Origin of the sequence: Cyanobium gracile PCC 6307 (assembly GCF_000316515.1) — a bacterium.
GTDB lineage: Bacteria > Cyanobacteriota > Cyanobacteriia > PCC-6307 > Cyanobiaceae > Cyanobium > Cyanobium gracile.
This window is the reverse complement of sequence record NC_019675.1, coordinates 2,294,829-2,308,381: the sequence shown is the minus strand read 5'-3', so window position 1 is coordinate 2,308,381 and position 13,553 is coordinate 2,294,829. Positions and strand designations below refer to the sequence as shown.

The 13,553-nt window shown below is 60.3% G+C and carries 17 protein-coding genes; 13 read left to right on the top strand and 4 right to left on the bottom strand.

What is annotated here, in order from left to right:
* Positions 1–11: 11 nt before the first annotated feature.
* A complete protein-coding gene (locus CYAGR_RS11240; protein WP_015109931.1) occupies positions 12–1,118 on the top strand; it encodes a glycosyltransferase family 4 protein in 1,107 nt (368 codons plus the stop codon).
* Here CYAGR_RS11240 and CYAGR_RS11235 read toward each other — a convergent pair.
* The 4 genes from CYAGR_RS11235 to CYAGR_RS11220 form a co-directional block, all read right to left on the bottom strand.
* Complete coding sequence (locus tag CYAGR_RS11235; protein ID WP_043325766.1) at positions 1,051–1,815, bottom strand: phytochelatin synthase family protein; 765 nt, start codon at positions 1,813–1,815, stop codon at positions 1,051–1,053. The two genes, CYAGR_RS11240 and CYAGR_RS11235, sit on opposite strands and share 68 nt — an antisense overlap.
* 69 nt (positions 1,816–1,884) lie before the next feature.
* On the bottom strand, positions 1,885–2,766 hold the full coding sequence (locus CYAGR_RS11230; RefSeq protein ID WP_015109929.1) for a GNAT family N-acetyltransferase: 882 nt from the start codon (positions 2,764–2,766) through the stop codon (positions 1,885–1,887).
* Positions 2,763–3,164 carry a type II toxin-antitoxin system VapC family toxin gene (locus CYAGR_RS11225; RefSeq protein WP_015109928.1) on the bottom strand — a complete coding sequence of 134 codons (402 nt, stop codon included), beginning with the start codon at positions 3,162–3,164 and terminating at the stop codon, positions 2,763–2,765. The genes CYAGR_RS11230 and CYAGR_RS11225 overlap by 4 nt, the downstream gene beginning before the upstream one ends.
* A complete protein-coding gene (locus CYAGR_RS11220; protein ID WP_015109927.1) occupies positions 3,148–3,402 on the bottom strand; it encodes a type II toxin-antitoxin system Phd/YefM family antitoxin in 255 nt (84 codons plus the stop codon). Before CYAGR_RS11220 ends, CYAGR_RS11225 begins: the two co-directional genes overlap by 17 nt.
* 101 nt (positions 3,403–3,503) lie before the next feature.
* On the opposite strand from CYAGR_RS11220, the gene CYAGR_RS11215 reads away from it, so the two are divergent.
* From CYAGR_RS11215 to CYAGR_RS11175, 12 genes are all read left to right on the top strand, one after another.
* Positions 3,504–4,475 carry an integron integrase gene (locus CYAGR_RS11215; protein WP_015109926.1) on the top strand — a complete coding sequence of 324 codons (972 nt, stop codon included), beginning with the start codon at positions 3,504–3,506 and terminating at the stop codon, positions 4,473–4,475.
* A 349-nt stretch (positions 4,476–4,824) separates the two neighbouring features.
* A complete protein-coding gene (locus CYAGR_RS11210) occupies positions 4,825–5,772 on the top strand; it encodes a tyrosine-type recombinase/integrase (protein WP_216593343.1) in 948 nt (315 codons plus the stop codon).
* Entirely contained in the window at positions 5,772–6,830 is a 1,059-nt protein-coding gene (locus CYAGR_RS11205; RefSeq protein ID WP_015109140.1) for an IS91 family transposase, read from the top strand. The genes CYAGR_RS11210 and CYAGR_RS11205 overlap by 1 nt, the downstream gene beginning before the upstream one ends.
* Before the next feature lie 372 nt (positions 6,831–7,202).
* Positions 7,203–7,511 carry a nucleotidyltransferase family protein gene (locus CYAGR_RS11200; RefSeq protein ID WP_015109925.1) on the top strand — a complete coding sequence of 103 codons (309 nt, stop codon included), beginning with the start codon at positions 7,203–7,205 and terminating at the stop codon, positions 7,509–7,511.
* On the top strand, positions 7,501–7,854 hold the full coding sequence (locus CYAGR_RS19625) for a HepT-like ribonuclease domain-containing protein (RefSeq protein WP_015109924.1): 354 nt from the start codon (positions 7,501–7,503) through the stop codon (positions 7,852–7,854). Before CYAGR_RS11200 ends, CYAGR_RS19625 begins: the two co-directional genes overlap by 11 nt.
* Before the next feature lie 309 nt (positions 7,855–8,163).
* Positions 8,164–8,463, top strand: coding sequence for a hypothetical protein (locus CYAGR_RS18425; RefSeq protein WP_156818456.1), 300 nt, complete (start codon positions 8,164–8,166; stop codon positions 8,461–8,463).
* Between the two features lie 281 nt (positions 8,464–8,744).
* A complete protein-coding gene (locus CYAGR_RS18420) occupies positions 8,745–9,635 on the top strand; it encodes an AbiJ-NTD4 domain-containing protein (protein WP_156818455.1) in 891 nt (296 codons plus the stop codon).
* Between the two features lie 1,025 nt (positions 9,636–10,660).
* Complete coding sequence (locus CYAGR_RS19210) at positions 10,661–10,948, top strand: IS3 family transposase (protein ID WP_043325763.1); 288 nt, start codon at positions 10,661–10,663, stop codon at positions 10,946–10,948.
* Positions 10,949–10,958: 10 nt separating this feature from the next.
* Positions 10,959–11,831, top strand: a complete 873-nt coding sequence (locus CYAGR_RS11190) for an IS3 family transposase (protein WP_342662083.1) — start codon at positions 10,959–10,961, stop codon at positions 11,829–11,831.
* Positions 11,832–12,035: 204 nt separating this feature from the next.
* The gene (locus tag CYAGR_RS11185; protein WP_015109920.1) at positions 12,036–12,533 is read left to right on the top strand and encodes a nuclear transport factor 2 family protein; all 498 of its coding nucleotides are present in this window, start codon (positions 12,036–12,038) and stop codon (positions 12,531–12,533) included.
* 53 nt (positions 12,534–12,586) lie between these two features.
* Positions 12,587–13,030 carry a nuclear transport factor 2 family protein gene (locus CYAGR_RS17275; RefSeq protein ID WP_015109919.1) on the top strand — a complete coding sequence of 148 codons (444 nt, stop codon included), beginning with the start codon at positions 12,587–12,589 and terminating at the stop codon, positions 13,028–13,030.
* A gap of 95 nt (positions 13,031–13,125) precedes the next feature.
* Positions 13,126–13,491, top strand: coding sequence for a DUF2834 domain-containing protein (locus CYAGR_RS11175; RefSeq protein ID WP_015109918.1), 366 nt, complete (start codon positions 13,126–13,128; stop codon positions 13,489–13,491).
* Positions 13,492–13,553 lie beyond the last annotated feature (62 nt).

Sequence of the window (13,553 nt, the reverse complement as noted above, 5' to 3'; positions counted from 1 at the left end):
CCGGCCCCAGCATGCGCATCGCCTTTCTCGATTCCTGGCTGCAGGAGGTGGCCGAGGGGAGCGGCACGGCGGCGGCCATCGGTGGCCTGGCCGGAGCCCTGATCGCCCGTGGCCACACGGTGGAGCGGCTGGTGCCGGAGGGGGGCTGGCCGCGGAATCTGCTGCTGCGCCGCCTCTGGTTCAACCTCACCCTGCCCCGGCGTCTGGCCGCCGCCGAGGGCCGCTACGACCTGGTGGTGGGCTTCGACATCGACGGCTTCCGGGTGGCGCACCGCTGCCCGGTGCCCTATGTGTGCTGCATCAAGGGGGTGCTGGCGGAGGAGTCGCGCTGCGAGAGCGGCTGGCCCCGGCTGATGCTGTGGGGCCTCTCCAGGCTGGAGCGCCTCAACGCCCGCCGGGCGCCCCTGGTGTTCTCCACCAGCCGCTACTGCTGCGAGCGCATCGAAGCCCACTACGGCGTGCCGGCGGGGCGGCTGCAGCTGGTGCCTGAGGGGATCGATGTTGGGCTCTGGAACCCGGCGGCCGAAGACCCTGCCGCCCTGGCCGCCCTGGATGGGGCCCGCGAACCCCACACGGTGCTGTGCGTGGCGCGCCAGTACCCGCGCAAGCGGGTGGGGGATCTGATCACGGCGTTCCAGAGCGTGCACGAGCGGCTGCCGAGTGCTCGGCTGGTGGTGATCGGCGACGGGCCGGAGCACGGGGCGCTGCGGGAGCTGGTAGAGCGGCTGGGGCTGGAGGCGGTGGTGCAGCTGCTGGGGGCCCTGCCCGACGACAGCGCCGTGCGGGAGTGGTACCGGCGCAGTGCGGTGTTCTGCCTGCCGTCGATCCAGGAGGGCTTCGGGATCGTGTTCCTTGAGGCGATGGCCAGCGGACTGCCGGTGGTGAGCACCACGGCCACGGCGATCCCCGAGGTGGTGCCCCATGGCCAGGCCGGCCTGCTGGTGCCACCGCGGGATCCTCAGGCGCTGGCCGAGGCCATTCTCAACCTGTTCACCGATCCTGCGCTGCAGGCCCAGCAGCGGGCCTACGGCCGCGAGCACGTGGTGCCGTTCAGCTGGGACCGGGTGGCGGAACGCTTTCTGGAGGCGGTGTCGCCCCCGGCAGCCGCCGGATCGTGACCAGGCCGCGGCTGCGGCCCGAGGTGCTGTCGATGGTGCGGATGGCGGCCCAGAGGTCGGCGACGGGCACCCACACCGAGGGGTAGCGGTAGCGGGCCACATCGAGGATCAGCACCCGGTCGCTGGGGGCGTGGAAGGCGGCCAGGGGGGCGATGTGGCCGCCGCCGGCCTGGCCGAGGGAGGGGCGCAGGTAGTTGGCCAGCAGGCGGTCGCCGGGCTGGCTGAGGTTGGCGCGCAGCAGGGCGCGGAACTGCTCCAGGCTCAGCCGGTCGCCGTGGATCGCATCGGCCTTCACGCCGTGGGCCGCCAGCAGGCCGGCCAGTTCCGTCAGGGTCATGCCCTGGCGCCGCACCACCTCGGCGCTCACCACCTGGCTGCCGGCCGGCACGTCAAAGACGTTCTCCTGGGTCCAGAAGCGGTAACGGCCGTAGCCCGGCACGGGCGGGGCGGGAACGGCCAGGCTGTTGAGCACCATGGCGGCGCTGGCCACGCCGCAGTAGGCGAGGTTGGCCTGGGTGAGGAACTGCTCGGCCAGGGGGCCGTAGTCGGCCCGCTCGCCGCTGGCCACCAGCAGCTCCATGCCCGCCGGCTGCATCAGGGGGATCGGCGCCGCCCGCAGGCGCCCGGCCGCCAGCGGCGCCGCCAGGGCCAGCGACAGCAGCACCAGGCCGGGAAACGGGGATGGGGGGCGCGTCATCACGGCGGCTGCGGGCGCTGGGGTGGGGCGGCTCTGGTTGGAAGGTAGGGGAGCCTTCGGCGGGTTGGGTCAGCCGAGCTCCAGGCAGGCCAGGCCGTAGACGTCCGCGAGCGACACCACCGGCGGCACGCCCCGGTACATGCGCAGCGTGCGGGAGACGGGGGCGAACCCCAGCGACGCCAGCAGCGGGGCGGCGGCGGCATTGGCGCCGGGGGCATCGATCAGCACCGTGCCGGGATGGCGCTGCAGCAGGCCCTCGAGCAGGGCCCGGGCGGCGGCGGGACTGTCGGCCACCAGGGGCCCGAGGCGCCAGCCGTCGCCATTGGCAAGGAGGCAGGGCCGCACCCGGCCGAAGCCGTGGCAGGCGCCGGCGCGATCCACCAGGGCCAGCACGGTGCCGGCCGGATGCCGGAGCCACGGGCGCAGGAAGTGGGGCCGGGGCGAGGGTTCCCGCTCGGCATCGAAGCGCTGCACGGCGGCGGACGGGATGGCGCTCCCCTCCAGCAGGCACCAGGGGGGCTCCGGCGCGGCGGGCACCGGGAGCGTGGCGCCGGCGTGGAGCCGCTGCCAGCGGGTGGTGGGGGAGGCGGGCGCGAAGCCCCAGCGGGCGTAGTCGTCGATCCGCTCGGGGGCGGCCTCCAGGCCGATGCAGGGCACCTCGGCCAGATGGGCCAGCGCCTGCTTCCACAGCTGCACCCCGTAGCCCCGGCCCCGCTGGGGGGGCACCACCAGGAACAGGCCGATGAAGCCGTAGGAGGGGTTGTAGCGGACCCCGGCGATGCACCCCACCGGCTCGTCGCCGAGCCAGCCCACCCAGAGCCCCTGGCGGTCGGTCTGGCGGTAGATGGCCACATCGCCCACGCCAGGCGCGAAGCCCTCCTGGCGGGCCCAGCCGGTGATGGTGGGGATGTCGGCGCTCTGCAGGGGGCGGATGGTGAGGGGAGCGCTCACCAGATCGTCTCCAGCTCGGGAATGGCGTGGAGCTTCTCGTCGGCGCTGATCAGGGGCCGGCGGCCCTGCAGGGCCGTGGCGCCGATGAGGCGGTCGGCCGGGTCGCCATGGCGGAACTGGGGACCACGGGAGAGCAGGGCGATCTCGGCGGTGATCGGCAGCACCTCCAGCCGCAGGGCTTCCAGCAGACGGCGCAGGTACAGGGCCGGGGGCACGTCGTCCGGCAGGCTCAGGCGTCCGCGTTCGTGGAGCAGGGCCAGCTCCCAGAGGCTGATGTCGGCGATGGCCAGTTGACCCTGGGCGCGCCCCTGCTCCAGGGCCGCCGCGGCGCGGCGGGAGAGCCGGGCCGGCTCATGGGCCCAGAACAGCAGCACATGGGTGTCACAGATGGTCAGCATCACCCGAGCCCTCGAGATCGGCGTCGCCATCAGCGATCGAGGCGACCACATCCCCCAGGGTGACGCTGCCGCCCAGCCCCTCCAGCCAGCGGCGGGCCTCCTCGGCTGGGTCCTGTTCCGGCTCGATGCGGGCAATCACCCGGCCGTGGGAGGTGACCTGAATCGCTTCCCCGGCCTGCACGCGCTTGAGCCAGGCCGGCAGGTTCTGGCGCAGGTGGGTGACGGAGACGCGCGCCATGGTGGGCGTCTGTACATGGGGTCTGTACAGACTATGGCGTGTGTGGATGGGGTTGGGACCAGAGGTGGAACTCTCAAGAAACCCCACACACTCTCGAGCCCATGGCTGACGCCAGCCGCGCCCCCGGCCTGATCCAGCGCTATCGCGAAGAGCTGCAGGTGCGCCATTACGCCCGCCGTACCGTGAACACCTACGAGCAGTGGCTGCGGCGATTCCTCCGGTTTCACGGCAGGCGTCATCCGCGCGAGATGGGAAGCGCCGAGGTGAACGCCTTTCTGAGCCACCTGGCGGTGGAGCTGCAGGTGAGCGCCTCCACCCAGAACCAGGCGCTGGCGGCGCTGCTGTTTCTGTACAGGGAGCTGCTGGAGCGGGATCTGGAGCTGGAGGGGGTGGTGCGGGCGCGGACACGGCGCCGGCTGCCGGTGGTGCTCAGCGAAGCGGAGGTGCGGGCGGTGCGCCAACGACTGGAGGGAGAGTCGGCCCTGGCGGTGGGGCTGTTGTACGGCAGCGGCCTCCGATTGATGGAGGCGCTGCGGCTGCGGGTCAAGGATGTGGATGTTCAGCGGCGTGAGCTCACGGTGCGCGACGGGAAGGGCGGCAAGGACCGGCTGACGCTGCTGCCCCAGAGCCTGGTGCCTGGGCTGCAGGAGCATCTGCTGAAGGTGCGCCAGTTGCATCGGGGTGATCTGGCTGCGGGGTGGGGCCGGGTGGTGATGCCCTATGCCCTGGCGAGAAAGTATCCGAGGGCGGATCGGGAGTGGGCCTGGCAATGGGTGTTTCCCCAACAGAACCGTTGGCATGATCGGGCCTCAGGAACACAGGGCCGCCACCACCTCGATCCGAGCGTGGTGCAGAAAGCCGTGAGGCGGGCCGTGGCTGAGGCGGGCGTCACCAAAGCGGCCAGCTGCCATACCTTCCGGCACTCATTTGCGACCCACCTTCTGGAACGGGGCCAGGACATCCGCACGATCCAGGAACTGCTGGGCCATAAGGACGTGAGCACCACCATGATCTACACCCATGTGCTGAACCGCGGGCCACTGGGCGTCTGCAGCCCCGCGGACAACTTGTAGTCATGGCTACATGTGGTTATCGGACCCGTGAACCACGGTCGAAAGACTTGGCCTTCCAGCTAAGATCGCTGTTCAGGAAAGGATTCTCGTTTGATGGGCCATTGGCAACAACTGTGGTTCACGGAAACGAGCGGAGGACGGACCGTGGTTCACGGAACCACCCAATAACAAGTTGAACTAAGCCGCTACGCGGCAGATTGCAAGCCACAGCATAGCTGAACTGCTTCAGTTTCAAGCCGACTGCCCAAGGTTCTAGCGCCATGCCACTGGCGCGGAACTGCAAGCATGTCTTGAGCAGCGACAGGAGAGCGCGACCGTCGGGAAGACACTGAGGGATGCACGTCCTCGGATGTGCTTTCCCCCTTCATCTTCCCGCTGGGAAGCTGCTGAGATGAATACTGCAGAACAGGAGCGTTTTGATCGCCTGTTTGATGCCAATCTGCAAGCCATGCAGCTGCATGGCTTGCGCGACAAAACAATTGATAGCTACAGCCGAACATTGCGGCGAGTCGCCGGCCATTTTGGTCGTTGCCCCGATGATCTCAGCCCTGATGAGTTAAAGAGCTACTTTGCCGCTCTGCTGGAGCAGTATTCATGGAGCACAATCAAGGTGGATCTCTGCAGCCTGCAGTTCTTCCATCGCTATGTGCTCGATCGCGAGATGGAGTGGATCAAAATCATTCGCCCTCCCCGTGTACGCACTCTCCCGGACATTCCCACCCGAGAGGAAGTGCATGCGTTGATCAATACGGTACGCAAGTTGCGTTATCGCATCTTCCTGCTGGCGGTCTACAGCCTGGGTCTGCGAATCAGTGAAGGCCTGGGACTGGAGGTGGCGGACATTGACGGCAGCCAAAGACGTGTGCACCTCCGCGATGCGAAAGGCGGTAAGGATCGCTATGTCCCCATCCCCGATCTCACGCTCCAATCGTTGCGCAGGTTCTGGACAACCCACCGTCACCCCCGTCTGCTCTTCCCCAGTCCGGCCGGAAGCCAGTTCATCGTCCGGATGGCGAGCGCACCGATGGATGCCAGCGGTGTCCAGGCCGCGCTCAAGGCCGCCCGCAAGGAGTGTGGCATCGAGAAACGGCTCACAGTGCACTCCCTGCGCCATGCCTATGCCACCCACCTGCTGGAGCAAGGGATGGATCTACGCCTGATCCAATCGTTGCTCGGCCACAGCAACAGCAACACCACAGCGCGTTACGCCCACATCACCCATGTGGTGCGCGATCACACCAGCGATCGGATCGAGACGCTGCTGAGCGGCTTCCAGCTTCGTTGGGAGGAAGGCTGATGCTTCTCCTCTCCCATCTGGTGGCGCGCTATCAGGGTGAGCTGGAGCGCCGCCATGGCCATCAGCTGCTGCCAAGCCACCGCCAGGCCCTGCAGGCGATGGGACGTTGCCGCCAGAGCGGCAGTGACGTCATGCGGCTGCAATGCTCCGATTGTGAGCACAGCATCCGCATCCCCCATTCCTGTGGACACCGCAGTTGCCCACACTGCCAACATCATGAAAGTCAACAGTGGATCGAACGACAACGGGCCAAGCTGCTGCCAGTGGAGTACTTCCTGATCACCTTCACCGTGCCTGCAGAACTCAGGCAGATCTTCTGGCAGCAGCAACGATTGGCCTATGATCTACTGCTGAAAACAGCCTGGGAAACGATCGATTCCTTTGCCCGCCGTGATCCGAAACTGAGAGGGAAGATTGGCGCCCATGCCGTTCTGCACACCCACAACCGGCGGCTTGAGTACCATCCCCACGTGCATCTGATTGTGCCCGCAGGTGCGATCAACGTGCAGAAACGGCAGTGGAGGGACAAAGTGGCAGGGTACCTGTTCCCGGCCGGCAACCTGGCGAGGGTGTTCCGCGCCAAATGGTACGAGGGGATGCGCCGTCTGGGCTTGCGGCTCAAGACTCCACTGCCAAGAGAGTGGATTGTGAACTGCAAATCGGTGGGCAGGGGCGAAAAGGCCTTGGTGTATCTGGGGCGCTACCTCTACCGTGGAGTATTGCCGGAGAAGAACATCATTGCCGACCATGAGGGCAAAGTCAGCTTCTGCTATCAGGACAACAAGGGAACGCGCCAGGTTCGCACACTACCGGGCGGAGAGTTTCTGTGGCTGCTGCTGCGGCATGTCCTGCCGAGACGCTTCCGGCGTGTACGGGATTACGGCCTGCTGCATGGCAATGCCAAACGACTGATCCAAGGGGTGCAATTGCTGCTCAGGGTGGAATTGCCGATTCCAGAGCTTCCCCGCGAGAAAGCGCCTATGCTCTGCCCCCTGTGCCAGGGACAGATGCGCATCATCGCACTGCGAGAACGAGGGATGACGCCGCTGCTGTGCTGAGGCTGACAAGAATGCTGGGAAGATATCCCTGAATGTAGCCAGCAGACACTGAGCAGATCCGTTCAGCTCCAGAGAACTGAACGGCCAGCTCAGCTGCGCTCTAGATTCGGCTGAGGCATGGCAAGGTTCAACGATGCCCCAAACGGCAGGCATTTGCACTCAGGAGAAAGCCAAAGATATCCTGAAAACTGGCCGGATGTTTCTGCAGTAAGCCATCAGGCTCCATCGTTGCAGGCTTGTTCAACTTCGGATAAGATCGTGGCTGCGCACGATCTATCCATAATCGTTAGTTTGACGTTCCGGAGGTGCTGATGCAGTCACCCGTGGTGGCCTCCCTGGGTTTCTGGTTACAATGTGCCGAGGAGGTGTGTTATGTCAGTCCCCATTGACGAGAAGCTTGAAGAGATCGCCGCAGCTTGCCAGCGATATGGGATTGAGCGGCTGTTTGTCTTTGGCTCAGCTTTGAGAGACGACTTTAAGCCTGGAGAAAGCGACATCGATCTTCTTGTTGAGTTTGGCCCATTGGAAATTACCAAGCGCTTCCACGTCTTTCTTGACGCTCGCGAGGCCTTTAGAAACATCTTTCAAGCCGACGTTGATTTAGTGATGCAGGGAGCGGTGAAAAACAAAATAATTGCCAACGAGATTGATCGAACAAAGAAGCTGGTGTATGGCGCGTGATGTATCTGCCTATTTGCAAGATGTCCTTGAAGCATGCATTGCGATTGAAGACGTAATGAGCGGCGTCTCGGTTGAAGAATACCGAAGCAAGCGTGCCGTGAGATCTGCTGTCGAGCGAGAGTTCATCATTATTGGGGAGGCACTTAGAAGGGTCAGCGCTCTAGATGAGAGGCTATTTCGTTCCATTTCCAATTCTCGTGCGATCGTTGACTTTAGAAACATGCTTGCTCATGACTACGGAGCAGTTGACGACGATGCCGTTTTCGGACTTGTCTATTCAGACCTAATTGTATTGAAGGCCGAGGTTGGCGAGTTTTTGCATGACTCCCATGACGCAAACTAACCATGCCATTCACCAGAGCCGCCTCCAAGGGGTTTCTTGTTCCTGCCTGAGATCATTGCGGCCTGGTGATGGCAAGCGTTCGAAGGATGTGTAGTGTTTGCTGGGAGCCAGAAAGGCAGCGTTGCGTGCTCGTAGCCAGGCAGCTACAGGTGAACCATGGTTAAAGTAGAAGGAAGATCGCTTCTCTCTTGGAGTGAACAGGCTGGCGTCGAGCTTGCTGCGATAGCAATAGTTTCTTGCCGGCCACTCAGGGACAGTGCAGGCCACACTGGCAACCGTCTCCTTGTGGATTCTAGCTTGCTGATCTAGATGGAATTCATTCTTGGGTTAATCACTGGAGTTATCTTGCTTGTTGCGATAGAGGCAGTGTTGAAAGGAAGCGGGAAAAGGAGATCTAGATCAACCCGTTCGCAGGCTACCCGGATGCCGGCAAAGGTTGAAGTTGATATTGAAGTAAGAGAAAAGCTGATATCAATGCTGGGTGGCGATAAAGACAAAGCGGAAAGACTTGTTGCAAGAATGCGATTTGGCAAAGTAGGTAGATACTCAGAGACCTACTATTGGCGAATGGCAATTAGGGAATTAGAAATGGAGAATGGAAATGGATAAGTCTTGTTTATGGAACTGGGTTCAAGCATGTGGGGTTCACTGGCGGGTCGCCTTCTCGCGCAGTGTGTCTAATTGAGGCTCCCGTTCAGTGAGAGATGTCAGGCTGATATGCCTTGACATCTGCTTGTGAGGAGTGGGCCTACAAGCGATGCCTGTGAAGATGCGACACCTTCGAACAAGCCCCTCGAGTGGGCAGGCCACCGTAATCTCTCTGCTACGCCGCGCAAGGCTCCTTGCCTGCCACTCAGGGGCAGCGTTAGATGGCTAGCCTTACCGAAAGGATGCATATCGATCTTATGAAGCCATTCTCTGAAAGAATCGGTGCTGTCACGGCACATAAGAACATTCAGGTTGAAGGCATGGATGATGCCTTGAAAAACTCGCTGTGGAATGAGATATATCTCTTTTATGACAACGAGACACCTTCACCATGGCAACGAGTTGCTTCAACAGTGGCAAGAAATGTGCATAAAGTGCCAATAGATAAAATTGGCGGAACTTCTAGCAAAGCCCTTGAGTGGTTCCGCTATGCGTTCTTCGAGGGACCCTGGCACCAGACCTACGAGATTATCGAGCATCTATTTGTAAGCGAGGAATCCATGGCCAGAACCATCGCCTCGACATTCGGAGACATCACAAGACATCGGCAAAGAGTTGCTTTGCTGAAGTCTAGACTTAACCACGTACTAGAGCGTGAGCTGTCGGGCTACCGTTTTATCGATAATGTTTTGGCTCCGATTTCAAGCCCTATCGAGGTTGCCGCGATTGATAAAGCCATTCATGACTTGGAAGTGGAAGGGCAGGGCGGAGCACGCCAACATCTTTTAACTGCTCTCGAGCTATTAGGAAAGAAGCCAGCTCCAGATTATCGGAACTCAATTAAGGAATCTATTTCCTCGATTGAGGCAATTGTTAATGGCTTAGCAGGCACGGGAGGCAATGGTGTCGCGTATGCATTGGAGCGAATCTCAGCAAAGTCCCCGATTCACAGGGCGCTTAAGACTTCGTTTAAGAGTCTCTATGGTTACTCAAGCGACGAGAGCGGAATTCGCCATTCACTGCTTGAGGAGAACAACATTGGCTACGAAGAGGCAGCATTCATGCTAGTCGCTTGCTCCGCCTTCGCTTCATTTCTAACAGCAAAGTCATCGCTACTTGTTGATGGCGAGTGATTACCATCTAACATGCCCCTCGAGTGGACAGGCCACCACCGGCTCTCTGCTATCACTCTAGAGTCCTTGCCTGCTACTCAGGGGCAGCGTTGGGCTTACGGTGGTTGACTGATTACATTGTCACTTGAATCCAACATTGCCTTGCATTAACGTCAGTGTAGTGAAGAGACCCACAGCCATACACTCATCCATAATGTCATTTCTATTGACAGCTTATCCATGTTGGGCATTGGAGTAATGCAACAAGATGAGTCAGCCCAATCTGGTAGGATTGAAATTGAGACTATACGTTCCGAGGCACTGCGTAAGGTTGGTCGCAATGTTGTCAACTTTGCAAGACTCGAGTCTGGCCTCAAGATCTTACTCTCGTTGTGTATATCTGGTTCTCCTAAGGACCTAAAGAGAAAGAAGCGACGCAGAATTCGAGAGAATCACAGGAAGACCCTTGGGAATCTTACGATGCAAATTGTTAGTTCACTGGAAAAGGGACACGATAATCTGGAAGACATTCCCGAGAACCTAGACGACATTCACATTTCACTTTCCTTTTCAGTCGGAGATGACAAGGGCTCCCGGAAGTTCCGAGAATCCCTGCTAGAACTTGTAAAAGATCGCAATAACTTGATACATCACAGGCTGGCCGAGCTAGATAGTACATCAGTTGATATCTATAGAATGGTAATTGAGTACTTGGATGAGCAGCAAAAAAGAATAATTGAAAAGCTTGATTCGATTGGGATTCTACTTGATCTTCTTGATCGGGCCCGCAACGTGATTGTTAGTGATCCTCAGGGCCAGCTGTCTAAATTCTTATTGACTTGCGATTCGTGCGAAGCCCAACAACAAGATCCACCTGACCCGCCACCGATGTCTCAGTAGTTATACCAATGCGATGCTTGCGGGCAGGTGATCTTGAGCGTTAGGCGGCACAAAACAAGCCACTGTGAGGTGGTCTGGTTTTTCTGGACAGGGTCCATCGTTAACCTGTGAGGCGGGGCACCGCCCCTGAGAGGGGGCTCCCACCGATGAGCAAACGCCGCACCCATAGCCCCGAGTTCAAGGCCAAGGTCGCCATGGAGGCGATCAGTGGCCGCAAGACGCTCCAGGAGATCGCCGCTGATCATTCGGTGCACCCGATCCAGGTGAGCCAGTGGAAGAAGCAGCTGCTGAAGGGTGCCAGCGACTTGTTCACGCGGGGCAAGAAGACGCAGGCCAAAGACGAAAGCCAGGCTAAGGAGGCGGAGCTGTTCCAGCAGATCGGCAAGCTTCAGATGGAGCTGGAGTGGCTGAAAAAAAAGTCTCAACTGCTCTGATGCCCATGAACTGCGAAAACTGGTCGATCATGACCATCCTGAGCTCACGGTCAGCCGTCAATGTGAGCTGCTTGGCCTGCCTCGATCCTCGCTGTATTACCAGCCGGTGCCGGTGGGTGAATCCACGCTACGGATCATGGGCAGGATCGATGCCCTCTACCTGGAGGATCCCACCGCCGGCAGCCGTCGGATGGTGCAGTATCTGGCCAGAGACGGCATCCCAATCAGCCGTGACCGTGTCCGAAACCTCATGCGGCGCATGGGATTACGGGCGATCTACCAGAAGCCTCGTACCACGGTGCCGGGCGAACCATCAGAGCGCTTTCCCTGCCTGGTTGATGTCAGAGCCGTCACAGCTCCAGATCAGGTCTGGGCGACAGATATTACCTACATCCCACTGCGGAAGGGCTTCCTATACCTGGTGGCGATTGTGGATCTGTTCTCCAGGCATGTGCTCAGTTGGAAGCTTTCCAACAGCCTTGACACGGAGTTCTGCCTGGAGGCCCTGGAGATGGCCCTGGTCAGTGGCGGCAAACCCGAGATCTTCCATTCTGATCAGGGCTGTCAATTCACCTCATCGGCCTTCGTTCAACGACTCAAGGCAGAAGACATCAAGGTCAGCTGGTCAGGCAGGGGGCGGTGCTTTGACAACATCCTGGTGGAGAGGCTCTGGCGCACCGTCAAATATGAGGAGGTCTACCTCCGCGCCTATGGCGATGGCTGGGAAGCCGAGATCAGTCTGGCCCGCTTCTTCTGGAGGTATGGCCATGTAAGACCACACAGCGCACTGGGAGGCAAAACTCCCCATGAGGTCTACACTGAGAGCAAACCCTGTTCTTCCCGCCCGGGGTTAACGATGTCAGGGGCCGAATCTGTCCAATAAAAGCCATCCACCTCAGAGAGAATGTGTTGAGATACTCAGGGAGTCGGAGGACGTAGTGAAAGACGGCTCTGACCAGAGGCCTGACGCAGACTAACAATGCCATTCACCTGTGCCGCCCCCAAATAATTCTTGCTTGTCCCCTTCCTCGCCGCGGCCAGTTGATGGCAAGCGTTGGCAGCACTCACACCCAGACAGTGAAAGAACATGAGCAAGCAGCAACTACACGCGATACTTGACGCGATCTTCAACGCTCATGTGCAGGCGGAATTGGCCGGCGACCTCGACGAGACGCTTGTGACCATGGTGCCGAACCCGCATCTCGTAAATGTGCCGACCATGGTGGGGGGACAACGTTCACAGGGCGTCCGTACCTTCTACTCCAAGCGGCTCATAGGCCAGTTCTTCCCGCCTGATGTCATGTTCGAAACGATTTCGCGCACGTACAGCGAGGAACGTCTCGTCGATGAACTCATCATCTCGTTCACTCACACCATTAAGATGGACCACGTCCTGCCCGGAATTGAGCCCACTGGACGACGCGTGGAAGCGGTACTCGTCGTGATCGTCGGTATCGAAGACGACAAGGTCGCCTACGAACACATCTCGTGGGATCAAGCGAGTGTGCTCGTTCAGCTCGGTCTGCTTGATCAAAAGGCCTTTCAGCGGACGGCACTTTGCGCCGCCGCTAATTCTGAGCGTTAGGCCTCTCGCTCACCGATATGATCGATCCACAGCAACGCTCTGAGGGAAACCGAATGTTCGAAGTTGACAAGGAGATCCTTAACGCAGTCCTGCTCGGGGAGCCTGCTCCCGAAATCATTGCTCTTGAGGCGCAGATTCGAGCGGCTCAACTCACCGGTGACGTTGCAGCCTTGGACCACCTGATCTCTTCAGAGCTCCTTTTCACCGGTCATGATGGCCAGCTCGGCTCTAAGGCAGAAGATCTTGATGCACATCGCTCCGGCTTCTTCCGCTTCCGCAGCCATCAACCCGAGGAGCTTCGGGTTTCGTGGGTCAGGCCGGATGTCGCGGTAAGCTCCCTACGGGCTCGGCTCTCCGTGGAGGTGGCTGGCAATCTGATCGAAGGTACCTTTCGTTACACGCGAGTCTGGGCGCCTGAAGCAGACGGAAAGTGGCGTGTCGTCGCCGGCCACGTCAGCGAGGTTCTGAATCCAGAATTGCCTCACAACGGGGCCTAATCTTGCTCTGTAGCCAATACCTCCAGGGTGTCACGAACGCTGCGCAAGCAGCGTTGGCGCCATCCCTCCGGTGTCGCTGAGTTCGGTCGTTAGGTTTGGTCGTATCGATCGTTCTTGAACTGGGGGAACTCGTGAAGCGATTCTGGTTGCTGATGTGCGTCGTCGGAACGGTGGTTCCGTACGCTGTATTTGTCCCGTGGCTCCTTGAGAACGGGCTGAACGTGCCGTCTCTGATCCAGCAGGCTTCAACACCTATCGCCGCATTCGCGTGGCTCGACGTGGTTATCTCCGCCATCTTGATGCTCGTGCTGTCGGCGCGGCAAATCGCGCGCGGATCCAAGAAGCACTGGCTCGTGGTGGCCTGCACCTGTACCGTTGGGGTCTCCTTGGGGCTTCCGCTCTATCTGTACCTTGGCGATGCCGATAGCGCTCAGCTAGTAGCGCCGGAGGGACACACCTAACAATCGCATCGAGCTGACGCCGTCAGAGATCCTCGTCCCAATGCGTTGGAACGCCGCTCATG